Below are 24777 nucleotides of genomic sequence, written 5' to 3'. Positions count from 1 at the left end.
CGCTCGTTACCCACCGTTAGCTCAAGCGACCCGGCAGGCTCGGTAGGCTGGCATGTCATGACCGAAAGTGCTGCCGCAGATGCCGCCGTGATCGCGGCTCGAGCGGAGCGACGCGCTCGGCTCCTCGCCGCCGCCGCGATCACCCTGCGCGACCTCGGCGACGTCCTCACGCCCCTCGCGGAGCTCTTCACCGCGCGCGGGCACGAGCTGTACCTGGTGGGCGGCAGTGTGCGCGACGCCGTCCTCGGGCGCTTGGGCGACGACCTGGATTTCACCACCGACGCCCGACCCGAGGTGATCGCCGACATCCTCGACGCGTGGGCCGACGTGATCTGGAAGACGGGGATCGAGTTCGGCACGGTCAGCGCCGCCAAGGGCGACCAGACCATCGAGATCACCACCTACCGGGCCGACGTCTACGACCGGATCAGCCGCAACCCGCAAGTCACCTTCGGCGACACGCTGGACGGCGACCTGATTCGGCGTGACTTCCGCATCAACGCGATGGCGGTGAAGCTCGCCGCCGACGGCAGCCAGGAGTTCGTCGACCCGCTCAACGGCATGGACGATCTGCTCGCCGGCATTATCGACACCCCCGCCGCGCCGGAGGATTCGTTCCACGACGATCCGCTGCGCATGCTTCGGGGTCTGCGGTTCGTCTCCCAGCTCGGCTTCACCCTGTCGCCGCGGACGTTGGCGGCCACCACGGCGATGGCCGGGGAGATCGACCGCATCACCGTCGAACGCATCGCGGTGGAGCTCGACAAACTGCTGTGCGGCGAGCACCCGATCGAGGCGATCGACCTGCTGGTGCAGACCGGGCTGGCCGAGCGGATCATTCCGGAGATCCCCGGCATGCAGCTCACCATCGACGAACACCACCAGCACAAGGACGTCTACCAGCACTCGCTGACGGTGCTGCGGCAGGCGATCGAGCTGGAGGAGAACGGCCCCGATCCGATCCTGCGCTGGGCGGCGCTGCTGCACGACATCGGCAAGCCGGCCACGCGCAGGCACGAAGACGGCGGCGGCGTCAGCTTCCACCACCACGAGGTGGTCGGCGCCAAGCTCGTGCGCAAGCGGATGCGGGCGCTGAAGTATCCGAAGGCGACCGTCGACGACGTCGCCCAGCTCGTTTTCCTGCATCTGCGCTTCCACGGCTACGGCGAAGGCAAGTGGACCGATTCGGCGGTGCGCCGGTACGTGACCGACGCCGGTCCCCTGCTCGATCGCTTGCACAAGCTGGTGCGGGCCGACTGCACCACGCGCAATCGGCGTCGTGCGCGTCGCCTGCAGGAGACCTACGACGACCTCGAGCACCGCATCGCCGACCTGAAGTCGGCCGAGGATTTGGATCGGGTGCGCCCGGACCTGGACGGCAACGCCATCATGGAGATCCTCGATCTCCCGCCGGGCCCCGAGGTCGGCGAGGCGTGGCGCTTCCTCAAGGAGTTGCGCCTGGATGCGGGACCGCTGTCCCGGGACGACGCAGCCGCGGCATTACGCCAATGGTGGGCACAACGGTAGATTCGAGAGTATGTACTGCAGCGATCTGGGCGAACAGTGGCATGCCGCGCGAATCGAGCCGACGATCGCGCACCTGGACTCCGCCTCGGCGGGCCGTGCGTCGCGCGCGACCATCGACACGATCACCGCGCACCTGTGGCGCGAAGCCGAGCGCGGTTCGTACGTCGCCGCCGATGAGCAGGCGGAGCAGCTGGCGCGGGGACGCCGCGATCTCGCCACCCTGATCGGACATCTGCCCGAGGAGCTCTCGTTCCGGGACAGTGCACGGACCTGCCTGCGCGCGCTGCTGAACAATTGGAACCTGCCGCTCGCGGCCACCGTCTGGGTGGCGGTCAACGAGTTCGGTCCGAACCTCGACGAGTTCGAGCGCCGCGGCATCGCCGTGCGGACCATGCCGTCGGCGGACCGATACGGGCATGTCGATACCGACGCGCTGGAGAACATGCTGCAGTTCGAGCAGCCGGACTTCATCCACGTGTGTCAGGTCGGCTCGGCCAGCGGCGTGGTGCAGCCGGTGATGGACATCGTCGAGGTGGCCCACAATGCGGGCGTCGCGGTGGTCGTCGACATGGCGCAGGCCGTCGGGCACGTCCCCACCGTGACCGGGGCCGACATCGTCTACGGCACCTCTCGCAAGTGGCTCACCGGGCCGCGCGGCGTGGGTTTCCTCGCGGTGCGCGGCGACGCGATCCGTCCGGTGGAAGTGGAGTCGTCGGAGGCCTACGTGGCCGGCGGTCTCGGTCTGGGACAGGCGGTGGCCGACCTGCAGGCGTTCGGTCAGCAGCGGGTGTACCGGGAGTTGGCGAAGATCGGTCAGATCACGCGGGAGCGACTCGACGGCATCGGTTCGTGGGAGGTACTGGAGCCGATCGACGAGCCGTCGGCCCTGGTGACCCTGGCGCCGCCCCCGGGCTGGCAGGCCAGTGACGTCGCCACCGCGCAGGTCGCGCTGCGCGAGACGGGCATCCTGGTGACCGCCGCGGAGTCGTGGCGCGCACCGTTGGCCGGCGACCAGTCGTTGCTGCGCATCTCGCCGCACCTGGACGTGCAGCGCTCGCAGCTCGACGACCTCGCCGCCGCCATCCGCACGATGGGCTACTGACGCCGGATCCGTTACCCGGGGACCCGCCGTCGGGCGTGTCGCGGAACCGTGCCGGGGCGCCGAGCGTCTAACCGGTATGGACGGCCTCGAGTACTTCTTCGGCACCGGCGACGGCACGCTGTCGACGTGGCACAGCCCGGCGGATCTGGATCTGGATCACGACGGCACCCTCGACGCCGTCGCGCTGGATTTCGACGGTGACGGCCTGCGCGACGATGCGATGTGGGACACGGATGCCGACGGCGTCGCCGACCGGGCGATGCTCGACCTCGATGACGACGGCATCGCCGAAACCGGCTTCACCGACTCGGGGGCCGGACTGTGGGAGCTCCCCGCCACCCTCGGCCGCCTGGAGATCGACGACGACGGCGACGGCCTGCCCGATCAGGCCCTGGAAGACACCGACGGCGACGGTCGCGCCGACCGGGTGGTGCCGCTGTTCTGAGCACTGCGGTCAGAACGGCGGTTCGCTCTCCGGATCCATCGTGAGTCGGGTCGCAGCCCGACCGGCTGCGCGCGCGTCGAGCTGTGTCTTGGTCAGGTGCGCTTCGGCCGCCCGCCGTCGTGCCGCGTTCGCGTTCCGCTCGGCCCGGCGTCGTGCGTGCTTGGCCTCGGTCCGCGTCAGCCCGCTCGCCCGCTGCGGCCACTCGTCGACGCTGCCGGTCGCGATCCCGGTGGCCGACGGCTCGGCCAGCTGGTGCCGGCACCGCAGCTGCGCGAGCCGCGGCATCAGCCACTGATTCGGCGCCAGGGCTTCGACGGTCTGCCCGCCCGGAGTGGTGACGGCCGAGTGATACCGGCCGTCGGCGTCGATCCAGAGCTCGTCGACGAAGCCTTCCAGGCTGGTTTTCAACAGGTGATGGAAGCGACACTTGGGAAGTAGATTGCAAATGCAAGTAGGGCCGCCGCGGTCTGGGCAGATGTTGTCGAACTCGGCCACATGGTCCAGATCGCAGGCGAAAGCCGCCCGTTCACACCCCGGGATCGAGCACGTTCCCCACAGGAACCGGGCGAGGAGATCGACGAGCAGATTCGGCCGATACGGATCGCTCGGCAACGCCGTTTTCGCGATCAGGAACCGCGGCTTCAACGCCGATCCGGGCTCGGATTCGCTTGCGGCAGTGCCATTCTCACGATTTTCCGGATCAGGGTGTGCGTCATCGGCCCGGCACTCGTCCGGGCTGTCGGGGCGGGGTCCTTTTCGATGGACCGCCGCCTCGTCGAGGTCGTCGCGGATCTGCGCGGCGGCAGGATCGGGTTCGAGGAGATCGTCGAGGCGGTGTTCGTGAATCACCGCATCGTCACGCTCGGCGATCTGCCGCACGTGATCGCCCGAGATGGGCCCGTAGCCGTCGAGATACCCGCACTGATCGCCGCCCGCGAGGGTCGCGGCATCGCACAGCACATGCACGACGATCCGCGCCGCCCGCGCATCGAGCTGCGGCTCAGCGATCTGCGCGGCGCAGCCATCGCTCTCACACAGGCAGGTGAACGGCTTGCGCTGCAGCAAGGCGATCGCCGCATCCGACCGCGCCTGCGCCTTGGTCCGCGGATCCGCGTCGCAGCGACCGGCGATCACCGCATCCAACATCTGCCACACCAGCCGCACGTCCTCGGCCGTGGCGGTGACCGACAGCTGCGCCATCCCCGCTTCCAGCGTCGACATGCTCACACTCCGGCCCGACTTGGCACCTTCGCGCTCGCGACGTTCAGCGTCGGGGTCGTGGACCGCGACGTACCGTCGCGCAAGCGCGGTGGTCTTGGTCAACGACAGCGACGTCAGACCACCGCCCACACCGCGGATCTCGATGGCAAGGAGTCGGTCGATCTCGGCGATGATCTTCTCGTCGAACACCAACGCCGTCGCCATGGCGATCTTGTGGAAGCGGTCGTGATCGATCAGACCGGACCGCATGGTGTCGTACACCTTCGGCAGCCGATCCCGCGCACAGAGCGCGTCACCGAGCAGGCGATGCGCGGCGTAGTTGGTCGTCCGCATACTCAGCTGCAGTTCCAGCGCGGTCTGCACTTCCAGATCCAACAGCGAACGTTGGGTCGCCGCCGGGTTCGGACTCTGCGCCAGCAGCCGATCGAACATCGACATCGCGTACTGGAACTGCAGCCACTCGAGCTGGCAACGCCGCAGCGTAGTCCCGCCGATCGCCGCCCCGAGCTCGGCGGTCGACAGCTTCGCGAGTTCCTCGCCGGCCGCGGGCAGGCCGAAGCCGACGCCGATTCCCGCAGCCGCGGTCGCCTTCGCCATGCCCTCACCTCCCTAAGCGAGTCAGTGCACCCAGTCGATCAGGCGTACTAATTCCACGTTACCCCGATCCACTTAATAGAACAAGCGTTCGGAGCGGTTTATTTGGCGATTTTTGAAAGAGGCTTTCCCGACCCGGGTGACCGAGCGTGACCGGCTCATCGAACGGGTTGCACGTCGACCGGCGTCTCGAGTCGGGTGGGGACATGCCGCGGATGCATCAGCGTCACGCCGATCGCGGCGAACAGGTAGAGGCCGGCGGCGAGGATCACCAGCATCGGGTCGATGCCGTCGGCGGGCAAGACGGTCGCCGCCAGGATCATCGCGAGGACGAAAGCAGTGTTGAACAGGCCGTCCTGCACGGCGAAGACCTGGCCGCGATAGGTGTCCGAGATGTCGGCCTGCATCGCGAGGTCGCCGCACAGTTTGATGGTCTGACCGACCAGCCCGAGCAGGAGGGCGCTGACGATGACGGTGATCCAGGTGATGTGCGCCAGCGTGGCTTCGGCGACGACCGCCACGGCGAGCGAGGCGACGATGGTCCATCGTCGACCGAGCCGATGGACCGCGGCGGGGGTGGTGAACGCGGCGACCAGAGCGCCCAGCGCCACCCCTGCACCGATCACCGCCAGCGCCCCGACGTCGTGCCCGCGAATGGGGCCGAGGTCTGCGGAACGCACGATGAGCAGGAGCATCAGCGTGTTGACCCCGAAGACGAAGCGGTGCACTCCGATCGCCGAGAGCACCACGGCCACCGTTCGGGTAGTCGCGGCGGCCCGCAGGCCGTGGCCGAGGCCGTGCGCCATCGCATAGACCGCGTTGTGCCCGGCGTCGTCGGGTACGTCGGGACCGAGGAAGCGGCGGGGAAAACCGACGGCGATGCTCGCGGAGATGAGGGCGATCGCGGCGCCGGCGAGCAGCGTGGCGGCCGAGCCGGCGTTGTTGGCTCCGAAGACGGCGCGCAGGCCCACCGAGATCAGGGTGCCGCCGGCCAGTAGCCCGGCGCCCAGCGTGGTGAAGAAGGCGTTCATCTCGATCAACACGTCGCGGGAGGCCACGTGCGGCAGCGCGGCCGAGAGACCGGAGGCCACGAATCGGCTGCAGCCGGTCACCAGAAGCGCCGCGACCAGCACGAAACCGTCGGGTGCGCTGGTGCCCATCGCGAGAGCGACCAGCGCGACGGCGATCGCTCGGAGCACATTGACCCACACCAGGACTCGGCGTCGATCCCAGTGGTCCAGCAGGGCGCCGGCGAACGGGCCGACCACCGAATACGGCAGCAGCAGCACCGCGAACCCGAGCGCGACGGCCATCGGATCGGTGTGGCGGTCCGGGTTGAACAGGATCGAGAACGCCAGGGCGGCCTGGAAGGCGCCGTCGCTGAGCTGGCTTGTGAGCCGCACCAGCAGCAAGCGCCACAGACCGGGTGAATGCCCTAGCGCTCGAATGAATCCCACTAATTGAGCCTACCGATCTCGCAGGCGCCGGGAGGGCGGAGACGACTCGAAGATCGCTGTGCCATGATTGGTTGGTGACTGGCGATGACTTTCGCGATCCGGCGCAGGTCGGACCGGGTTCGGTGTTGATCGCGTCGACGACGTTGACCGGTCCGACCTTCGCCCGCACGGTCATCTATGTCATCGAGCACGACGAGCACGGCACGCTGGGCGTCGTGCTCAACCGCATGAGCCAAGCCGCCGTCTTCAACGTGCTCCCCGCCTGGTCCGAATTGGCGGCGTCGCCGCGCGCGGTCTTCATCGGCGGACCGGTGCAAGCCGAGTCCGCGGTGTGTCTGGCGGTGGCCAAGACCGGTATCGATCTGGCGACCCAGCCGAAGCTGCACCAGGTGCGCGGCCCGGTCTGCATGGTCGATCTCGACGCCGATCCGGAAGACCTGGAACCGGTCCTCACGGGCCTGCGTATCTTCGCCGGTTACGCCGGCTGGGATGGGGGTCAGTTGGACGACGAACTCGCCGAGGGCAGCTGGTTGGTCGCGCCCGGCCTGCCGTCGGACCTGCTGGCGCCGGCCACCGTCGACGTCTGGCAGGCTGTTCTGCGCAGGCAGGACTGGCCGCTCCCCCTGTTGGCCACCTACCCGATGGATCCGCTGACCAACTGACATGCACGAGATCTCCGAATGGTTGACGTCGGTCGTCGACATGGCACCGGCGTGGGCGGTGTACCTCGTCGTCTGCTGCGTGGTCTACCTCGAGACGTCGGTGCTGATCCTCGGCCTGATCCTGCCCAGCGAAGCGGTGCTGATCGCGGCGGGCGTGGCGGCCGCGATCGGTCAGCCCAACATCTACGTGCTCATCGCCTGCGCCTGTGTCGCGGCCCTGTGCGGCGACATGACCGGCTATGCCCTCGGCCACTATTCGGGGCCGCGGATCCAGAACTCGTGGGCGGGCCGCAAGTTCGGTGCCGAGCAATGGATACGCGCGGAGGAGCGCGTGCGGCACAACAGCTACGTCACGGTCCCGGTGGGACGCTGGATCGGTTACGTCCGAACGCTGGTGCCGATCGCCGCCGGCATGTCCGAAGTGCCCGCACACCGCTATGCACTGGCGACCTTCCTCGGCGGCAGCACGTGGGCCACGTGTGTGCTGCTCCTCGCGTACGTGCTCGGTGCCACCGTCGGAGTGCAGTTGATGGGCGTCCTGGTCATCGGGCTGATCGGCGCGGCCGCGGTCCTGGTGCTGGTGCGATGGCTGGTCCATCGCGTCCAGGTCCGTCATGCGGAATCGGGTCGGCTGCCGTAGTGCTGCGGCGCGGCTTCCGCCGTGCGCGCCGATCAGCCGAAGGTCCGCCGCTGATAGGCGGACCGACCGGAACCGGTGGCGGCGACCTGATCGGGCACCGCTCGACGCAGCACCGCATCGCGCAGCGCCTGCGGCAGCAGGCCGGTGACCGCGACCAAGGGGCCGATGTACCCCGGCACGGTGGTGACGAACCGCGGTGCCGCGATCACGTCGACGACGGTCCGCGCCACCTGCTGGGGCGTCAGTAGTTTGGCCGCGCCGGTCGCCGTCCCGACGGCCAGCTCGGTGTCCACGACGCCCGGCAGGATCGCCGAGATCTGCACGCCGCTCCCCCGCAGTTCCTCGCGCACGCCGGTCAGGTAGCCGAGCACGGCGTGCTTGGTCGCGGCGTAGGTCGACTCCCCCGGCGGCGAGAGTTTGGCGGCCGCCGATGCGATGGTGACGATGTGGCCGCGGCCGCGGGCGGCCATCTCGGGGGCGACCAAGCGCACGCCGCGGATCACGCCGATGACGTTCACGTCGAACATGGCGGCCGTGGCGGCTTCCGGTTCGTCGTCGAACGGCCCCACCCACATCACGCCGGCGTTGTTCACCAGGACGTCGATCGGTCCGAGATCGGCGGCGACGGCGTCGAGGAACCCGCGGTACGACGCCTCGTCGGTCACGTCCAGCGGATAGCCGCGGATGCCCAGGTCGGCGGCGGTCGTGGTCGCCTGATCGAGGTCCCGGTCGCCGATGGCCACGCGGGCGCCTGCGGCCTGTGCGGCGGCGGCGATCTCGCGACCGATACCGGCGGCGCCGCCGGTCACCGCGACGACGAGTCCGTGCAACTGTGAGGTTCCCATCGTCTCAGCCTCGCACAGCGGTCCGACGGGGCTGATCCCACGGGGCCGCTCAGGCGGCAGGCGCCGGCTCCGGTTCCGACTGCCGCCCGTAGCGCGTGGCCAGCCAGGAGCACAGGATCAGCTGCACCTGGTGGAAGATCATCAGCGGGAGCACGATCAGGCCCACCGATGATCCCGCGAAGAGCACGGTGGCCATCGGCAGACCCGTGGCCAGCGACTTCTTGGTGCCGCAGAACTGGATGGCGATGGTGTCCTCGCGCGAGAAGCCCAACCGTTTGGGCAGCCATCCGGACAGCATCAGCATCACGATCACCAGCACCGTCGCGATGATCGTCATGAGAACCACCTGCCAGGCGCTCACCAGTGACCACAGGCCCTCCCGGACGCCCTCGCTGAAGGCCACGTAGACCACCAGCACGATGGAACCGCGGTCGACATACTTGGTCGGTTCGGCGTAGCGCGCCAGCCACGGACCCACCCAGGGTCGGAGCAACTGACCCACGATGAACGGCAGCAGGATCTCCAGCATCAGTTTGGTGATCGACGCCCCGGAGAACTGGACGCCCGAATCGGTGCTCATCAGCCACACCACCAACAACGGCGTCAGGAACACGCCGAGCAGGTTGGAGACCGAGGCGCTCACGATGGCACCCGGGATGTTGCCTCGGGCGATCGACGTGAACGCGATCGACGACTGCACGGTCGACGGCACCAGCGTCAGGTACAGCATGCCCATCGACAGGTCGTCGCCGATGAGGTGCTTGAGCAGCGGCGCGAGCACGACGCCGATGATCGGGAACAGGATGAACGTGAAGCTCAGGATGGTCAGGTGCAGGCGCCAGTGCGTGAGGCCTTCCAGCGCCTCCCGGGGATGCAGTCGTGTCCCGTACAGGAAGAACAGCAGCGCGATGGCGGCGATGACGACGTAGTCGAGCACCTCGGCGAAGACACCGGTCGCCGGGAGAAAAGCGGCGACGACCACCGCGAGCATGATGGAGAGAACGAAGCCGTCCAGCGGCGACTTCGCCATGATTCTGCCGAACATCAGCGCCCGCTGGTGCTGCCCGATTCGGAGGAGGCGGCCTCGGATTGCGGCAGGCACATGCCGCTCAGTGCGCAGGATCCGCAGCTCGACTCACCGCAGTCGGCCGCCGCAGCGGCCTCCCCCGCGGCGTCGGGCTCAGCCGCGTCGTCGGGCGTCGAGGAACAGCAGTCGCTGCTGCAACCGCTCGACTCGACGGGTTCGGCGACGGTTTCGGCGGCCCGCACGGCCACGCCGCTCACCACCGAGATGGCCAGCAGGCCCAGGAGGATGCCGGCGAGGGCGTAGAGGAAGCCCCACGAGTTGACCAGCGCGAGCGCGCCGCCGAGCGCTGCCGCCACACCGCCACCGAGGAAACCGGGAGCCGCGACGCGGTGCGCCAACACCCACGCGCGCTCGGAACGGATCGTCTCCGGGGTGCGGACTCCGACCCACCGATTGCCGGGCAGCTTCTGCGCCAGCCCGGCCGCGCCGACGACGATCCACAGCGCGGCGAGCGCGAACGCGAGGACGGCGACGATCAAGGAGGCGGCATACACGCCCCCAACTGTACGACCGAGGCGCTGTGCGAGCGACATCGGCGAGGATTTACCCTGGTCGGGTGAGCATCGCCGACAGCACCCCGGGACATCGTTACACCGCACAGATCGCCGGTGACATCGAATCGCGCTGGCAGGAGTACTGGACCACCGAGCAGACCTTCGCGGCCCCGAACCCGGTGGGGCCGCTCGCCGGTGACTTCTCCGCCTTCTCCGGTTCGGACGCGCAGGCGCCGGACAAGCTGTTCGTCCAGGACATGTTCCCCTACCCGTCCGGAGCCGGCCTGCACGTGGGCCACCCGCTCGGCTTCATCGCCTCCGACGTGTACGCGCGCTTCGCGCGGATGACCGGACGCAACGTGCTGCACACGATGGGCTTCGACTCGTTCGGTCTCCCGGCCGAGCAGTACGCGGTGCAGACCGGCACGCACCCGCGGACCACCACCGAGGCCAACATCGAGCGGTACCTGCAGCAGATCCGCCGCTTGGGCCTCGGCCACGACGAACGACGACGCGTCGCCACCACCGACGTCGACTTCTACCGCTGGACGCAGTGGATCTTCCTGCAGATCTACAACTCCTGGTTCGACGCCGACCAGGGTAAGGCCCGCCGGATGTCCGAGCTGATCGCCGAATTCGATTCCGGCGCACGGACTCTGGACGACGGCCGGGTCTGGTCCGAGCTGGATCAGGCCGCGCGCCGCGAGGTGCTCGACTCGTACCGCCTGGTGTACCTGAGCGATTCGCTGGTCAACTGGTGCCCCGGACTGGGCACCGTGCTGGCCAACGAAGAGGTCACCGCCGACGGACGCAGCGAGCGCGGCAACTTCCCGGTGTTCCGTAAGAACCTGCGCCAGTGGATGATGCGGATCACTGCGTACTCCGACCGGCTGCTCGACGACCTGGACCTGCTGGACTGGCCGGACAAGGTCAAGACCATGCAGCGCAACTGGATCGGCCGCTCGCACGGTGCACGCGTGCAGTTCCCGGTGCCCGGCGGCGCCGCCATCGAGGTCTTCACCACGCGCCCGGACACCCTGTTCGGTGCCAGCTACATGGTCCTGGCGCCCGAGCACGAGCTGGTCGACCAGCTGGTCGCCGAGCAGTGGCCGGCCGACACCGACGCGCGCTGGACGGACGGCGCCGCCGACCCGAAGGCCGCCGTCGCCGCCTACCGGGCGTCGATCGCCGCCAAGAGCGACCTGGAGCGGCAGGAGAACAAGGAGAAGACCGGCGTCTTCACCGGTGCCTACGCGACGAACCCGGTCAACGGCGAGCAGCTGCCGGTCTTCATCGCCGACTACGTCCTGATCGGCTACGGCACCGGCGCCATCATGGCGGTGCCCGGGCACGACGAGCGCGACTACGAGTTCGCCGGCACCTTCGGCCTGCCGATCCGCGAGGTGATCGGCAGCGACGCCGGTATCGCCGAGGCCGCGTTCACCGGCGACGGACCGCTGGTCAACTCGGGTTTCCTGGACGGCATGGCCGTCGACGACGCCAAGGCCGCGATCGTCGAGCGGCTGGAGGCCGACGGCGCTGGACAGGGCACCGTCCAGTTCAAGCTCCGCGACTGGTTGTTCGCCCGTCAGCGCTACTGGGGTGAGCCCTTCCCGGTCGTCTACGGCGAGGACGGCGCGCCGGTGGCGCTGCCGGAGTCCATGCTTCCGGTGGAACTGCCCGAGGTGGCCGACTACGCGCCGGTCTCGTTCGATCCGGACGACGCCGACAGTCGTCCGTCTCCCCCGCTGGCCAAGGCCACCGAGTGGGTCACCGTCGACCTCGATCTGGGCGACGGCCTGAAGACCTATTCGCGGGACACCAACGTGATGCCGCAGTGGGCGGGCAGCTCGTGGTACCAGCTGCGGTACATCGACCCGACCAACCAGGAAACGTTGTGCGCCAAGGAGAATGAGGCGTACTGGATGGGTCCGCGGCCGGAGCTGCACGGTGCGAACGACCCGGGCGGCCTGGACCTGTACATCGGCGGCGTCGAGCACGCGGTGCTGCACCTGCTGTACTCGCGCTTCTGGCACAAGGTCCTCTTCGACCTCGGCTACGTGACGAGCCGTGAGCCGTACCGTCGCCTCTACAACCAGGGCATGATCCAGGCCTACGCCTACACCGACGCGCGCGGCGTCTACGTCCCCGCGGAGGAGGTCGTCGAGCGCGACGGCACGTTCTTCTACGGCGACGAGGAGGTGTCGCAGGAGTACGGAAAGATGGGCAAGTCGCTCAAGAACTCCGTGGCGCCGGACGACATCTGCCGCGATTACGGTGCCGATACGCTGCGGGTGTACGAGATGTCGATGGGTCCGCTGGACCAGTCGCGCCCGTGGGCCACCAAGGACGTGGTGGGTGCGCAGCGCTTCTTGCAGCGCGTGTGGCGCCTGGTGGTCGACGAGGAGTCCGGCGCGGTGCGTGTGCAGGACGTCCCGGCGACCGACGAGACCCTGCGGGTGATGCACAAGACGATCGGCGGCGTGCGCGCAGATCTGGCGGCGCTGCGGATGAACACCGCCGGCGCCAAGTTGATCGAGTTCACCAATCACCTCACCAAGAGCTATCCCGGCGGTGCACCGGCCGAGGCTGTGGAGGGGCTGATCCTGATGCTCGCTCCCCTGGCCCCGCACCTGGCCGAAGAACTCTGGAATCGCTTGGGGCACAATGCTTCTCTGGCGTACGGTCCGTTCCCCGAGGTGAACGAGGCGTACCTCGTCGAGGACACCGTGGAGGTTCCGGTTCAGGTGAAGGGCAAGGTGCGCAGCCGGATCCGGGTGGCGGCCGACGCCGACGAAGCCACCGTGGTCGCGGCCGCCCTCGCGGACGAGAAGATCGCCGCGCTGGTCGACGGTGAACCGCGCAAGGTGATCTACGTGCCGGGCAAGATGGTCAACGTCGTCCCGTAACCGACGCCCGCCCGCCGAGCGTGTCGCGACCCTGATCCCGGGTCGCTCGCGGAGCTCGCGCGGCGAGGCGGCAGCAGGGTCGCGACACGCCGGGGCGGGGCGGGGCGGGGTCAGAGGGTGATGCGCTTCTGCTCGCCGACGCCGAACATGCCGTCGACGTTGAGAGAGGCGTGCTCGGCTTCGATGGCGCCCTCGTACCAGCCGTACGGCGCGTAGTACTCGGCGAGCACCTTGCCGGGGCCGACGTGCATCGTCGACCGTACGGTCGGCGTGAAAGTGATGTCGACGGCGCCGGAGGTGTCGCGGATCAGCCACTTGCCCCACGGTCCCTGCGGCCGTTCTACGGTCACCGGCGGCAGGCGGTGCAGTTGATCGCCGATCCAGATCGCGTTCTCGTTGAACTGCGCCGGGTCGAGGATCTGGTTGTGCGTGAGGTTGAAGCCCTCCACCACGCCGGCGGCGTTGCGGCGGGCCGCAGTGACCCAGTCGTAGCGCATCGGTCGGGGATAGTCGCCGTGGTGGTCGTCGAGAATCGCGAAGCCGCGGTCCTCGGCGAAGCCCACGTGGTCGCCGCCGATCACCAAGTTGCCGGCCATCGGCAACATGACCTTGTGCGAGTACAGGGCCCGGTCCGCGCTGAACGGGTGGACCACCACCAGGTGGGCCGCCTCGTCGGGGCCACAGCGACCGGTCACGTGCAGGCCCATCGAGGGCAGGTCGCGCTTGCCGGGGTGGTGGGCGTCGACGTCGAGGCGCCCGCGATCGAGGTGATTGCCCACTTCGACGCGGAAGTCGGCCACGCGGCCGCGCGACGACGAGCCCAGCAGCCCGCGGGCCACCGACAGGGTCGGCGGCGGCATCTTGACCTGCCAGCGCGTGAGGGTCCCCGCATGCTTGTTCACCGCGATCACCTGAATCAGGCCCAGGGCCTTCGCGTTGTACACCGCGCCGAGGACGAACCAGTCGTCGTCGCCCAGTTGGAAGGCTTCCCACTCCTTGAGCCGCATGTTCCGGTTGGCCCGGCGCAGCGGGTGGAACCGCTGGTCGGTGCCGCCGACGTCGAGCGGGTTGATGATCGGGATGGGGCCGTCGTAGGTGCCGAACTGGTACTGGCCGTCCACCACGAGGGCGGGCGGCGGCGCGACGGGCGACGGGGGATACACGGGAAGGGACATCGGATACGAAGGTAGCCGGTCGGCGCTCAGTAGTGTTCGCGTACCTCGACGACGCGCAGCAATGCCCAGTTCAGCTGGGACAACATCTGCGCGATGTCCGCCTGGGCGACCCGCAGATCCGGTGGCAACTCCGTGAACATGTCGACGATGGTGGTGTCCGAGGAACGCGTGTCGGCGTACTGGTTCTCCACCATGGCGGTGCGGGCCCGATCCGACGATGCCAGCACATGGTCGACGGCGCCGGTCAGGATCGGCGCCAGGACGTCGCGGTGCGGCGCGGGCGGCTCGGAGGTCGACACGACCGCCATCCGGCCGAGCTGATCGGCCCGCTGCGTGATCACCGTCATCAAGCGACCGAGCGAGGCGGCGAGACCGCGTTTACCGGCGAGAAAGCCCAACGACATGCTCTTGGTGAAGTCCTGCAGCGCGATCTGGGCCGCATCGAGCCGACTGACGCCGACGAGCACGGACTGCTCGAGCCCGGGGCCGCTCAGGGCGGCGCGGACCTGCTCCAGGAGATGGTCCAGGGCGTCGAAGTACGCGGCCATCTGATGCAGCAGCGCCGGGCGGGAACTGGTCGAGAAGACCAGGTAGGCGCTGGCGGTGCCGATGACCACACCCGCGGCCGTCTCCGTCACGCGCAGTTCCAGGACGTTCGGGGACAGGATGCCGAGCAGGCCGAACAGCGATGCGATCAGGATGGTGACGAACAGCGCCTGCCAGAGATAGTTCAGCGGCCCGAAGTAGAGCATGCAGAAGACGCTGGCCACACACAGCGCGATCAAGGTCATCGGATTGCCGGCGAGCAGAAAAGCGATGCCGAAGCCGACGGTGACGCCGCCGATCGTGCCCAGGAGCCGTCGCCACGCCTTGGTCAAGATGCCGCTGCGCGTGGTGGCGCCGGTGAAGATCATGAACGACGTGATGACGGCCCAGTACCAGCGATCGGCCGAGATCAGCTCACCGACGACGGTCGACAACGCCGCCGCGACCATCACCTGCACCGCCATCCGGGTGGTCGGCTGCCAGCCCAGCCACGGGCGCAGGCGGGTGTGCGGCGGGGCTGCTGGGCCGGCGGTGCTGGGGAGTGTGGGCAGTGGAGTCGGCGAAGTGGGAGTTGGGCGGAAGGCTGCGGGGGAGGCGTGTGCGTGTCCGGATGCGGGCGCGTCAGATCGATCGCGCGCAGCGTCGCCTGGGCGACGACGGCCCGGTTGGCGATGACGACGGCGAGCTCGTCCGCGTCGTCGGACGCGGTGATGCGCTGGTGCGCGTGGGCACGGTCGGCCGCAGCGGCGACCTCGATCGTCGAAGAGCCCGGCAGCAGTACGGTGCGGAGATCCTCGACCACTGTGGTGAGCAGGCCCGACGTGGTGCCCGTCGGGTCGTCGCGGCGGAGGCGGACGAGCTCCAGGCAGGCGTGCTCCACGCTGATCCGCGCGTCGAGCACGGCGGCGGCGAACGCGGTCGCGTCCGCGTCGATCACCGCTGCGGTGCGGAACTCGGCCTGCCAGGCGTCGACGGCGCGACTCACCTGGTCGATCCGGGACAGCCCAAGGCGACGCTGCGCCGCAACCTCGGCCTCGGGTTTCGCGTCGAGGGCGGCGTCGAGCGAGTAGACGCACGCACCCCGGAACTCGCCGAGGAGAGTGGTGATCTGTCGACGTGGCACCGAGCGGAGGAAGGCGAGCCGGATCAGCAGCACCGACGCCACGGCGCAGGCCGCCACCAGCCAGAACTCGGGCAATTCTTTCACCGGCGGACGCAGAAAGACGGCGAAGAACATGCCGAAGAAGGCGATCATCCCCAGTGCATTGGCGCGCGGTCCGTACTTCCGCAGCCAGGTGGCGGTGCCGGCGATGCCGATGAAGACGACGATCTCCACCGCTCGCCAGCGGTCGAGCAGGGCGCCCAGGCTCAGGGTGGTCACCAGCGGGAACACCAACAGCGCGGTGGTGATCAGGCGGTCGCGGCGGGTCGAGTCCTTGACGACGAGGCCGGAGAACAGGGCGAGGAACGGGCCCATCGCCAGCAGCGCGTGATCGCTGTGGCCGAAGTGCACCAGGGACCAGGCGACGGTCGCGCTGACCGCCACGGCGAGGGCGATGGACGCGGCGTTGATCGCTCGCGCACGCCCGGGATCGGTCGCTGCGAGCCGCCGGAGCCAAGACGCGGGGGACGGAGGACTGAGCCGGTGGCGGGGGTGCACGGATCCCAGTCTGGCAGGCGTCGTGGCGGGACCCTTGGCAAACTATCTTACCGAGTAGTAAGATAAATTCCCATGGCGATCAATCTTGAGCTCCCGGAGAAGCTGAACTCCACGGTCGAGCGCGCGCACCTGGCGGCCGAGCACATCTTCCGGCCGATCAGCCGCAAGTACGACCTGGCCGAGCACGAGTACCCCGTCGAGCTCGATGAGCTGGGCAAACTGGCCAAGCAGTCGCGCGGACAGGAACGGTCGGGTGACGCGGAAGCGTCGGGCGAGGACACCGTCAACGGCACCAATCTGCGGTCGGTACTCAACGCCCGCGAGCTGAGCTGGGGCGACGTCGGTCTGATGCTGTCGATCCCCGGTCAGGGTCTCGGCAACGCTGCGATCGCCGCGGTCGCCAACGAGGAGCAGCTCGAGCGCTTCGCCGACGTGTGGGCGGCCATGGCGATCACCGAGCCGGGCTTCGGCAGCGACTCGGCCGCGGTCACCACCACCGCGGTGCTCGACGGCGACGACTACGTGATCAACGGTGAGAAGATCTTCGTCACCGCGGGTTCGCGGGCCGACCACGTGGTGGTGTGGGCGACGCTGGACAAGAACCTGGGCCGCGCGGCTATCAAGAGCTTCGTGGTGCCCCTCGACGCCGACGGTATCGCCGTGGTCCGCCTCGAGCACAAGCTCGGCATCAAGTCGTCGGACACCGCGGTGATCCGCTTCGACGACGTCCGCGTGCCGTCGGGCAATCTGCTCGGCACCGCGGAGATCAACGTCGAAAAGGGCTTCGGCGGCGTGATGCAGACCTTCGACAACACGCGCCCGATGGTGGCCGCGATGGCGGTCGGCGTGGGCCGCGCCGCTCTCGAAGAGATGCGCCGGATGCTCAGCGAGGCCGGCCACGAGGTGGACTACGACAAGCCGGCCGCCGCGCAGCACGTGGCCGTCGCCGAGTTCATCCGCCTGGAGTCGGACTGGGAGGCGTCGTGGTTGCTGACCCTGCGCGCCGCCTGGATGGCCGACAACAGGGAGCCGAACTCGCTGGAGGCTTCGATGAGCAAGGCCAAGGCCGGCCGCACGGTGACCGACGTGACCAACAAGGCGGTCGAGATCGGCGGCACCGGCGGCTACGCGGAGAGCGAGCTGCTGGAGAAGTGGGCCCGCGACTCCAAGATCCTCGACATCTTCGAGGGCACCCAGCAGATTCAGCAGCTGATCATCGCGCGCCGGGTGCTCGGCAAGACGAGTGCCGACCTGAAGTGATCTGACGGGGCGTCGCCGCTTGCGCGGCGCGGGCGGCTGCGGCCGTCTGCGCTGCGCTTGAGGGGTGTGGCGGCGCCACGGTGGATTCTTCCGGCCGCGCCGATGGCCCGCCGGCAGATTCTGTCGGCGACCGGTGCTACCTTTTCTGCGGGAAGATGCAGAAATGGAAAGACGCAGGTTGTGAAGACATTCGAACTCCGTAACCGGCGCTATCTGGGGTCCAAGCGGGCAGTGTTGCCGGTGATCGCACAGGTGGTGTCCGCGCTGCCGACGGCACCGAAGACGGCCGCCGACATCTTCGCCGGCACCGGTGTGGTGGGGCAGTCGCTGGCCCGCGCCGGGTTGGCGGTCACCGTCAACGATCTGCTGTCGTCGAACACCACGGTGTATCGCGCCTTCTTCGGCGCCGAACCGGTGCGCGGGGAGCGGCTGGCGGAGCTGGTCCACGAGATCAACACCGTGGCCATTGATGTGCTCGCGCCGAACTACTTCTCCACGACGTTCCGCGACACCTACTACAGCGAGCCCAACGCGCGGCTGATCGGGCACTATCGCGAACGGATCGAACAGTGGCACGCCGCCGGCACGCTCAACGAGCGGGAGCGCGCCGTGCTCATCGCGAGCCTGTTGTACGGCATGGACAAGGCGGCCGCGACGGTCGGGCACTACGACGCCTACCGCGAGGGCGCGGCCTCGGAGGCACGGCTGGTCTTCGGCCTGCCGGAGCTGGAGAGTTTCGACGTTCCGCACACCGTGACCCGGCAGGACGCGAATCAGCTTGTGCGGGAACGTCATTGGGATCTCGTCTACATGGATCCGCCATACAACTCGCGGCAGTACGGCGACCTGTACCACGTGCTCGACAACGTGACCGACTGGCAGCAGGGGCCGGTGCAGTTCAAGGCGCGCAAGATGGATCGACGACACCTCAAGAGCGACTACTGCACCACCGCGGCGGTGCCGGCGTTCACCGACCTGATCGACGCCGTGGACACCTCCACGATCATCATGTCGTATAACGACACCGGTGCCCGCGGGAACTCCCGCTCGGCCGCGCGCCTGTCCGACACCGACATCCTCACCGTGCTGGAACGCCGCGGCCGCGTGGACGTGGTCGACGTCCCGCACCGCGAGTTCACCACCGGCAAGTCGGGTATCGGCGACATCGTGGAGCGGCTGTTCGTCTGCCACGTGGAGACACCGCCCTTCGACCCTTCGACAGGCTCAGAGCGGCGCAAGCTCAAGGAACGGAAGGGGCGTAGTGAACGGGCGGGCAGTGCGACGCCGGCATCGGTCCAGGTCGAGGCCGCTGAGGCGGCGCCGGTGACCGTGCGGAGTCCGCTGAATTACACCGGCAACAAGAAGCGGCTGGTGGCCGACATCATGCCGCTGCTGCCGCCGCCGGGAGCCGGTCACGACCGGTTCGTCGACGTCTTCAGCGGATCGATGACCGTCGGCATGAACGCGGGCTACGACCGGGTCGCGTTCAACGACGTGCAGGTGGACGTGGTCGGCCTCGGCCGACTCTTCGGGCAGGTGCCGTACCCCGAGATCATCGCCGAGGTGGAGGCGATCATCGACCGCTACGGTCTGTCCGACAGCCAGCGGCACGGCTACGACGCCTACGGCGCCAACTCGTCCAACGGCCTCGGCCGCGTCAACAAGGACGCGTACCTGCGGCTCCGCACCGACTTCAACCGGATGGACTCGGCCGATCGGGACCGCCCGTACTACTTCTTCACGCTGGTGGTCTTCGGCTTCAATAACCAGATTCGCTACAACCGCAGCGGCGAGTTCAACATGCCGGTGGGCAAGCGCGACTTCAACAGCCGGGTGCGCAAGAACCTCTTCGACACCGTGACCCGCATGCACCAGCTGCAGGCGGAACTGTGGACCCTGGACTTCCGCGACGTCTTCGGCAAGCTCGCCACCACCGACCTCGTCTACTGCGATCCGCCCTATCTCCTGGGCACCGCGCCGTACAACGAGCAGAATGCGTGGACCGTGGACGACGAGACGGATCTGCTCGACGGGCTCGCCGGGTTCGCCGCCCGCGGCGGTGTCTTCGGACTCTCGAATGTGTTGACGCACAAGGGATCTGAACACGACCAGCTCTCGAACTGGGCCACCGAGCACGGCTTCGTGGTGCACACCCTGGACTACAGCTATGCGAACTCCTCGTACCAGCGGAAGGATCGCAACGCGTCGACCGAAGTGCTGATCACCAACTGGACGCCGTAGCGGGACTTCCGGCGGGTCAGGCGAGCGCGCGCAGGGCGGCCACCAGCTCGGTGTTCCACGCCGAGTTGAGATGCTCGACGTCGGTCCGATCCTGTTCTGCCGCAACGAGATCGAGGACCTGCGACAGGGGAGCGTCGGCGATCTGCACCCAGTCGGCGGTGCGCAGCGAGACGATCAGCGGGCAGGCGGTCCCGGCACCGCCGTCGGTGGGCCGCATCTCCATGACGCGGGCGAAGCCGAAGATCCGGGCGACGTTCGGGTCGATCTCGTTGGCGATGAACAGCGTCAGCGTCGGTGAATCGGGTTGCTCGCACGCCAGGTTGGTGGCGTGCCGGAGCACCGGCTCCAGTTCGCCGCGACGCTGCGTGTTCGGATCCATCAGCGTCACCTCCACCAGGATGCGGCGACCGTCGAGGTCGAACTCGATGTCGCCGCGCAGGCCGGGGGCGTGGCTGATCGGCAGGAAGTCGCCGTCCAGGGACAGTCCGAAGGCGGCCCGGGGGTCGAAGGCGCGTCCCGAGGCGTAGTACAGCGATAAGCCGATCAGATACTCGTACATGCACGGCACCGTCGGCTTGCCGCGAAAAGCCTTCTCGCGCACCGTGTTCACCTCCGCCGAGCGGTAGTCGTCGGCGATCAGCTGCAGGTAGCCGCGCACCGTGTCCGGACCGAAGGACGCCGCGATCACCTCGTCGAAGCGCCGACGTTCCTGGGCTTCGAGGAAGCCCTGGATCGCTGTCGGGTCGATCGCCTCCTCGGCGATGATGCGCGCGTCGGTGCGGGCCAGGGCGTCGGCGCCGAAGGCGTGCGCCAGTCCGCGCACCCGGTCGGCAGCGCTCGGCGGGGCGGGTGCCGGCACGGCCATGTCCTCGTCGACGGTGGCGAAGAAGTAGCGCGCGTAGGCGGAGCTGAGACTCACCTGGTTGCCGGCCACCGACAGCAGGCCGGTCGCGGTCAGGATGCGGAGATTGTTGTCGAGGTACTCCAGCACCAGGGCGGTGGTGCGGGAGCCGTTGAACAGGTCGACCATCGCGTGGCGGAAGGCGGCCGCCTCGCCGTGCCACTGCGGGTAGAGCGCCTCCTGGTGGATGGCGAGCGCTCCGGACCCCTTCTTGCGCAGCCCCGGCAGCATGCCGACCGGGTCGAAACGCTTCTTCACCGTGGGCCCGCCGTGGTCCACGGCCTGCCGCAGCTGGGCCAGGGTCCCGGCATCGGGCTGCTCGCGGAAGGCGCTCAGCGCGTCGAGATACACGCGGTAGCGCTCGATGAAGGCGGGACCCTTGCCGTTGGGGAAGGCCTCCGGGGTGAACCTGCCGCTGACGATGTAGTGATCTTGCTCGAGCGTGCGCTCGGCGGCGCCGAGCGCTTCGGTGAGGGAGCCGCCGCCGGTGCGCATCGCCCGGACACCGTCGGCCACGGCGGTCACGTCCGGGCCGAAGACGCGGGCGCCGGCGATGAAGGCCAGGGCGAACTCGTCGGTGCTCAGCGGGCCGAGCCGGTGGAGAACCCGCAGCAGAAGCCGGACGGGGAAGTACCGTAGCCCGCCGGCCTCCTCGGTGTAGGTGAGAGCGCCGCGCAGCACGGCCGAGTTCTCCGCGGTGATCGAGCAACGCGTGTCGAAGCCGTCGAGGGCGGCGTTGTCGGCACCGATGAACAGGATGCCCAGCGGGGTCAGGCGGCGCTGATCGTCGACGAAACCGAGCTTGACCAATGCACTGGTGTACGTGCGGGCCCGCTTCGCGGCGTCGTCCGCGCTGACCCGGCCGCCGCTGCCGAAGATGTCCGGGGCGGCGGACCGGAGGGCGCCGTAGAACTCGAGCTGGGTGACGGCGTCCCAGGGGCGCGCATCCGCGTCGCGGAACTCGGCGAGCGCTTCGAGCATGTCGTGGTAGCCGGCGATGACGTCTTTGCGACGAAACGAGGTGTCGCCCAGGTGCACCAGGGGTGTGTCACGACCGGTCGTCATGTCCTCATCGTGGCACAGCGCGCGCGAGCCTTCGGGCTGCTATCGTACGACGCACTAGAACACGTTCTACTTACTCAGGAGCTGCCCGTGAGCGCTGTGCGTATCACCGACGTCGTCGACGCCTACATCGACCGCCTGACCACCGGTACCGCGGAGGAGATCGTCGATCTCTACGCCGACGGTGCGACCGTGGAGGACCCGATCGGTGCGCCGATCCGGAGCAACCGCGAGGATCTGGTCGAGTTCTACGCGATCATCACCGCCATGGACCGGCGGGAGGCCACGCTCAAGTGGGTCAAGATCGCCGGGGACACCGCGGTCTTCGAGTTCACGCTGGTCACCGGTACCTCCGGCATGGCCTTCGAGATCAGCCCGGTGGACATCATGGTCTTCAACGACGAGGGCAAGGTCGTCTCCATGCGAGCGGTGTGGGATCCGTCGGACCTGAAGCAGCTCTGACGCACTCCACCCCCTGTACGTCGGGTCAGCCGCGGGGGCGCACCGTGATCTCGGTCGGATCGGCATCCGCCGGCGCCGCGATCACCTGCGCTACCGCGGCTGCCACCGTTTCCGGCCGCAGAAACTTCGACCCGTCGTAGTCGCGACCCTCGCGGGCGACGATGTCGCGCTGCATGTCGGTGTCGATGCGCCCGGGGAAGATCGACGTGACCCGCAGTGACGGCTCTTCGGCGCGCACTCCGTCGGCCAGGGCCCGGAGCGCGAATTTGCTTGCGGCATAAGGCGTCCACTGGGCGCGCACGTTCTGCCCGGCACCCGAGTTCAGGAAGACCACGTGCCCGTGCCCGCTCGCGCGCAGCGCGGGCAGCAGGAGCCGCGTGAGTTCGGCGGCGGCCACCACGTTGACCTCCAGGAGCGCCCGCCATTCGTCGACCGGGGTATCGGCGACGGCCTCCAGACTGCTGGCGATCCCGGCGCAGTGCACCAGCACGTCCAGCTCGGTGACCGTCTCCACGGCGGCGGCGACCGCGTCGTAGTCGGTGAGGTCCACCGCGAGGGTCACCGCGTCGTCGAACTCGACGGCCATCGCGTCCAGCTCGGCGGAGCCGCGACCGCCGAGGATGAGCCGGTGCGTGGGGGCCAGGGCGCGGGCGACGCGGGCGCCGACGCCGCGACTGGCACCGGTGATCAGGGCGCAGGGGAGCAGTTCGGTGCGATCGTGCTCGGTGATCATCGACTCAGCTCCGTCCGCCGGTACCGAGGCGACCGGAGGTGTCCGAACCGCCGAACGACGCCGGGCTGCGCCCGCCGCTGCTGAAGCCGCCGTTGCCGAAGCCGCCGTCGCCGGTCGCCTCGTTGATCACCGCATCCACGAGGACCCCGGTGAGGACCGCTGCGCCGTCGTGCGGGTTCTGCTGCTTCCACAGGAGCACATCCTGGCGGGCGAGCGTGAGGGCTTGATCGGCGAGCGCCGTGGCCTGGTCGGCGAGCTTGTCGGCCGCGTGCTCGTCGGCGGTGGACTGGGCCCGATCGAGGAGCCGTTCGGCCTCGGACAGGCTGGTGCGCGCCGGGGTGCCGACCGCGCCGCGGCGGGTGTCGATGAGGCTTTCCGCCGCGCCTACGTGCGCCGTCGCGTAGGCGAGCGCCGTGGACTTCTCGGCGATCAGCACCACGTTCTGGCTGACGTCGGAGATGGCGTCCAGCAGTTTGGCAGCGGTGTCGACGCCGCCTTCGGCCGAGCGGATCGCGGCGGCCGTCGGGAGCCGCAGGTCCGCTTCGTCGGCGACGGCCTCGCGGCCCTGCGCAATGCTGTCCTGGGCGAAGTGGATCAGCTCGCGGGCCAGGGCCGAGTTGCCGATCACCGACTCGGCGACCGCGGTGCTGAAGGATTCGGCCAGGTAGGCCTCGCTTGCTTCCGCCTGATCGAGTCGTTCGGCGAGCGCGTCGCAGCGGTCGGCGAGCGCGTCGAGGCGCGCGTCGGCTCCGTCGACCAGGTCGCGCAGCGTGTCGAACGGCCGCACCTGCTCGTCGAGCGCCTGGTTGGCGTCCGAGCACATGCTGATGATCTGCACGAGGAGGGAGCGGCGCTCGCCGTTGCTCAGCTCGGGCTCCTCGTCGAAGGTGTGCCGAAGCCGGAACGACGTGGCCAGTGCGCTTTCCGCGGTGGTCAGCGCGCCGTGGAAGGCGGCGGTGGCGGTGTCGCCGAACTCGGCGGTGGCCAGCGCGAGTTCGTCGTCGCTGATCGATACCGCGTTGTCGGTGTGGGTCAGCAGTTCGGACGCCCAGGGGTTGAGCGTGGTGATCGGCTGCGTGGTCAGTTCCTCGACGGTGAGGGCGCTGTCCTCGGAGGAGACCTCGTCGCCGGTGGCGAGTGTGCGCCGACGATTCCGCAAGACCAGGTAGGCCGCGGCGATCAGGGCGAGGGCGGCGAGGCCGGCGACGGAGAGGTAGATCCACATCCGGGAGCCGGCGGTGTCGAGTGCCGACGCGGTGTCGAGCGCCGCGTCGGTCCACTTCGCCTCCGCCACGTCCGGGGCGATGGTGTCGTCGGCGATCTTTCGAAGGTCCTCGGCGGGGTAGTCGTCGATCGGCTCGGCGCTGTCGAAGAAGAAGGAGCGGTCGTCGACGTTGATCGCCAGCAGGATGTCCCGGTAGCTCAACTCGCTCTGCTGCTCGGTCTCCCGCGCCCAGTCCTGCGGCGACTTGCCGTCGAAGTTCCGGACGTAGACCACCCACAGCTGCACGTTGCGGTCGGCTGCCAACTCGTCGATCGCGGCGCCGATCTCGGCTTCCTGCTCGCCGGACAGGACGTCGGCGGCGTCGACCACCTGGTTCGGCATCTGAATCGGCTGATCGGCGAGCGCGGCGCCGACTCCCGGGCCGCCGGTGAGAACGGTGAGGCCCAGCACGGTCGCGATCAGAAGACTCAGCGTCGGGAGAACGGCCAGGCGTCGGCGGACGAAGGTCATGGATCCAATCTAGTGCCTC

At 68.8% G+C, this 24777-nt stretch carries 20 protein-coding genes; 9 read left to right on the top strand and 11 right to left on the bottom strand.

Annotated elements, in window-relative coordinates; genetic code table 11:
* The first annotated feature begins 57 nt into the window (after nucleotides 1–57).
* From MUG78_RS05890 to MUG78_RS05880, 3 genes are all read left to right on the top strand, one after another.
* A complete protein-coding gene (locus tag MUG78_RS05890; RefSeq protein WP_246993088.1) occupies nucleotides 58–1527 on the top strand; it encodes a CCA tRNA nucleotidyltransferase in 1470 nt (489 codons plus the stop codon).
* A gap of 10 nt (nucleotides 1528–1537) precedes the next feature.
* Nucleotides 1538–2629, top strand: coding sequence for an aminotransferase class V-fold PLP-dependent enzyme (locus MUG78_RS05885; protein WP_246993086.1), 1092 nt, complete (start codon nucleotides 1538–1540; stop codon nucleotides 2627–2629).
* Nucleotides 2630–2705: 76 nt separating this feature from the next.
* Nucleotides 2706–3074 carry a hypothetical protein gene (locus tag MUG78_RS05880; RefSeq protein ID WP_246993083.1) on the top strand — a complete coding sequence of 123 codons (369 nt, stop codon included), beginning with the start codon at nucleotides 2706–2708 and terminating at the stop codon, nucleotides 3072–3074.
* A 9-nt stretch (nucleotides 3075–3083) separates the two neighbouring features.
* Here the strand turns inward: MUG78_RS05880 and MUG78_RS05875 are convergent, their stop codons facing one another.
* Nucleotides 3084–4892 carry an HNH endonuclease signature motif containing protein gene (locus MUG78_RS05875; protein ID WP_246993080.1) on the bottom strand — a complete coding sequence of 603 codons (1809 nt, stop codon included), beginning with the start codon at nucleotides 4890–4892 and terminating at the stop codon, nucleotides 3084–3086.
* Between the two features lie 155 nt (nucleotides 4893–5047).
* Entirely contained in the window at nucleotides 5048–6346 is a 1299-nt protein-coding gene (locus MUG78_RS05870) for an MFS transporter (protein WP_246993078.1), read from the bottom strand.
* A 74-nt stretch (nucleotides 6347–6420) separates the two neighbouring features.
* On the opposite strand from MUG78_RS05870, the gene MUG78_RS05865 reads away from it, so the two are divergent.
* On the top strand, nucleotides 6421–7008 hold the full coding sequence (locus MUG78_RS05865) for a YqgE/AlgH family protein (protein ID WP_246993075.1): 588 nt from the start codon (nucleotides 6421–6423) through the stop codon (nucleotides 7006–7008).
* Between the two features lies 1 nt (nucleotide 7009).
* Nucleotides 7010–7648, top strand: a complete 639-nt coding sequence (locus tag MUG78_RS05860) for a DedA family protein (RefSeq protein WP_246993073.1) — start codon at nucleotides 7010–7012, stop codon at nucleotides 7646–7648.
* Nucleotides 7649–7680: 32 nt separating this feature from the next.
* Here the strand turns inward: MUG78_RS05860 and MUG78_RS05855 are convergent, their stop codons facing one another.
* The 3 genes from MUG78_RS05855 to MUG78_RS05845 are packed head-to-tail and all read right to left on the bottom strand — an operon-like array spanning nucleotide 7681 to nucleotide 10074.
* Entirely contained in the window at nucleotides 7681–8493 is an 813-nt protein-coding gene (locus MUG78_RS05855; RefSeq protein WP_246993070.1) for an SDR family oxidoreductase, read from the bottom strand.
* A gap of 49 nt (nucleotides 8494–8542) precedes the next feature.
* Nucleotides 8543–9538 carry a bile acid:sodium symporter family protein gene (locus MUG78_RS05850; protein ID WP_246993067.1) on the bottom strand — a complete coding sequence of 332 codons (996 nt, stop codon included), beginning with the start codon at nucleotides 9536–9538 and terminating at the stop codon, nucleotides 8543–8545.
* A complete protein-coding gene (locus MUG78_RS05845; protein WP_246993065.1) occupies nucleotides 9538–10074 on the bottom strand; it encodes an SdpI family protein in 537 nt (178 codons plus the stop codon). Before MUG78_RS05845 ends, MUG78_RS05850 begins: the two co-directional genes overlap by 1 nt.
* Before the next feature lie 62 nt (nucleotides 10075–10136).
* Here MUG78_RS05845 and leuS point away from each other — a divergent pair, with 62 nt between their 5' ends.
* The gene (leuS, locus tag MUG78_RS05840) at nucleotides 10137–12983 is read left to right on the top strand and encodes a leucine--tRNA ligase (protein ID WP_246993063.1); all 2847 of its coding nucleotides are present in this window, start codon (nucleotides 10137–10139) and stop codon (nucleotides 12981–12983) included.
* Nucleotides 12984–13093: 110 nt separating this feature from the next.
* Here leuS and MUG78_RS05835 read toward each other — a convergent pair whose 3' ends face one another.
* From MUG78_RS05835 to MUG78_RS05825, 3 genes are read right to left on the bottom strand one after another with little or no spacing between them, the layout of a single operon-like run.
* The gene (locus MUG78_RS05835) at nucleotides 13094–14158 is read right to left on the bottom strand and encodes a DUF2804 family protein (RefSeq protein WP_246993061.1); all 1065 of its coding nucleotides are present in this window, start codon (nucleotides 14156–14158) and stop codon (nucleotides 13094–13096) included.
* 26 nt (nucleotides 14159–14184) lie between these two features.
* Complete coding sequence (locus tag MUG78_RS05830; protein ID WP_246993059.1) at nucleotides 14185–15168, bottom strand: FUSC family protein; 984 nt, start codon at nucleotides 15166–15168, stop codon at nucleotides 14185–14187.
* Nucleotides 15153–16250 carry a hypothetical protein gene (locus MUG78_RS05825; protein ID WP_246993057.1) on the bottom strand — a complete coding sequence of 366 codons (1098 nt, stop codon included), beginning with the start codon at nucleotides 16248–16250 and terminating at the stop codon, nucleotides 15153–15155. Before MUG78_RS05825 ends, MUG78_RS05830 begins: the two co-directional genes overlap by 16 nt.
* A 186-nt stretch (nucleotides 16251–16436) precedes the next feature.
* Here MUG78_RS05825 and MUG78_RS05820 point away from each other — a divergent pair, with 186 nt between their 5' ends.
* Nucleotides 16437–17624 (top strand): acyl-CoA dehydrogenase family protein, encoded by a 1188-nt coding sequence (locus MUG78_RS05820; RefSeq protein ID WP_246993055.1) that lies wholly within the window; start codon nucleotides 16437–16439, stop codon nucleotides 17622–17624.
* Nucleotides 17625–17804: 180 nt separating this feature from the next.
* Nucleotides 17805–19865 (top strand): DNA adenine methylase, encoded by a 2061-nt coding sequence (locus MUG78_RS05815; protein ID WP_246993053.1) that lies wholly within the window; start codon nucleotides 17805–17807, stop codon nucleotides 19863–19865.
* A 16-nt stretch (nucleotides 19866–19881) separates the two neighbouring features.
* On the opposite strand, the gene MUG78_RS05810 is transcribed toward MUG78_RS05815, so the two are convergent.
* Nucleotides 19882–21831: an AlwI family type II restriction endonuclease gene (locus MUG78_RS05810; protein WP_246993051.1), complete on the bottom strand. Its 1950-nt coding sequence runs from the start codon at nucleotides 21829–21831 to the stop codon at nucleotides 19882–19884.
* 87 nt (nucleotides 21832–21918) lie between these two features.
* Here MUG78_RS05810 and MUG78_RS05805 point away from each other — a divergent pair, with 87 nt between their 5' ends.
* Nucleotides 21919–22290: a nuclear transport factor 2 family protein gene (locus tag MUG78_RS05805; RefSeq protein ID WP_246993049.1), complete on the top strand. Its 372-nt coding sequence runs from the start codon at nucleotides 21919–21921 to the stop codon at nucleotides 22288–22290.
* Nucleotides 22291–22315: 25 nt separating this feature from the next.
* On the opposite strand, the gene MUG78_RS05800 is transcribed toward MUG78_RS05805, so the two are convergent.
* Both MUG78_RS05800 and MUG78_RS05795 read right to left on the bottom strand, forming a co-directional pair.
* Nucleotides 22316–23023: an SDR family oxidoreductase gene (locus MUG78_RS05800; protein WP_246993046.1), complete on the bottom strand. Its 708-nt coding sequence runs from the start codon at nucleotides 23021–23023 to the stop codon at nucleotides 22316–22318.
* A 4-nt stretch (nucleotides 23024–23027) separates the two neighbouring features.
* Complete coding sequence (locus tag MUG78_RS05795; protein ID WP_246993044.1) at nucleotides 23028–24758, bottom strand: TPM domain-containing protein; 1731 nt, start codon at nucleotides 24756–24758, stop codon at nucleotides 23028–23030.
* Nucleotides 24759–24777 lie beyond the last annotated feature (19 nt).

Source organism: Gordonia alkaliphila (assembly GCF_023017165.1).
GTDB lineage: Bacteria > Actinomycetota > Actinomycetes > Mycobacteriales > Mycobacteriaceae > Gordonia > Gordonia alkaliphila.
The sequence above is the reverse complement of the archived record's forward strand: the minus strand, read 5'-3'. Positions and strand labels throughout refer to the sequence as shown.

What these genes read in the sequence shown, in the direction of transcription:
- MUG78_RS05890 (WP_246993088.1), top strand. Translation starts at nt 58, where the DNA reads ATGACCGAAAGTGCTGCCGCAGATGCCGCCGTGATCGCGGCTCGAGCG.
- MUG78_RS05885 (WP_246993086.1), top strand. Translation starts at nt 1,538, where the DNA reads ATGTACTGCAGCGATCTGGGCGAACAGTGGCATGCCGCGCGAATCGAG.
- MUG78_RS05880 (WP_246993083.1), top strand. Translation starts at nt 2,706, where the DNA reads ATGGACGGCCTCGAGTACTTCTTCGGCACCGGCGACGGCACGCTGTCG.
- MUG78_RS05875 (WP_246993080.1), bottom strand. Translation starts at nt 4,892, where the DNA reads ATGGCGAAGGCGACCGCGGCTGCGGGAATCGGCGTCGGCTTCGGCCTG.
- MUG78_RS05860 (WP_246993073.1), top strand. Translation starts at nt 7,010, where the DNA reads ATGCACGAGATCTCCGAATGGTTGACGTCGGTCGTCGACATGGCACCG.
- MUG78_RS05855 (WP_246993070.1), bottom strand. Translation starts at nt 8,493, where the DNA reads ATGGGAACCTCACAGTTGCACGGACTCGTCGTCGCGGTGACCGGCGGC.
- MUG78_RS05850 (WP_246993067.1), bottom strand. Translation starts at nt 9,538, where the DNA reads ATGTTCGGCAGAATCATGGCGAAGTCGCCGCTGGACGGCTTCGTTCTC.
- MUG78_RS05835 (WP_246993061.1), bottom strand. Translation starts at nt 14,158, where the DNA reads ATGTCCCTTCCCGTGTATCCCCCGTCGCCCGTCGCGCCGCCGCCCGCC.
- MUG78_RS05830 (WP_246993059.1), bottom strand. Translation starts at nt 15,168, where the DNA reads ATGGCGGTGCAGGTGATGGTCGCGGCGGCGTTGTCGACCGTCGTCGGT.
- MUG78_RS05820 (WP_246993055.1), top strand. Translation starts at nt 16,437, where the DNA reads ATGGCGATCAATCTTGAGCTCCCGGAGAAGCTGAACTCCACGGTCGAG.
- MUG78_RS05810 (WP_246993051.1), bottom strand. Translation starts at nt 21,831, where the DNA reads ATGACGACCGGTCGTGACACACCCCTGGTGCACCTGGGCGACACCTCG.
- MUG78_RS05800 (WP_246993046.1), bottom strand. Translation starts at nt 23,023, where the DNA reads ATGATCACCGAGCACGATCGCACCGAACTGCTCCCCTGCGCCCTGATC.
- MUG78_RS05795 (WP_246993044.1), bottom strand. Translation starts at nt 24,758, where the DNA reads ATGACCTTCGTCCGCCGACGCCTGGCCGTTCTCCCGACGCTGAGTCTT.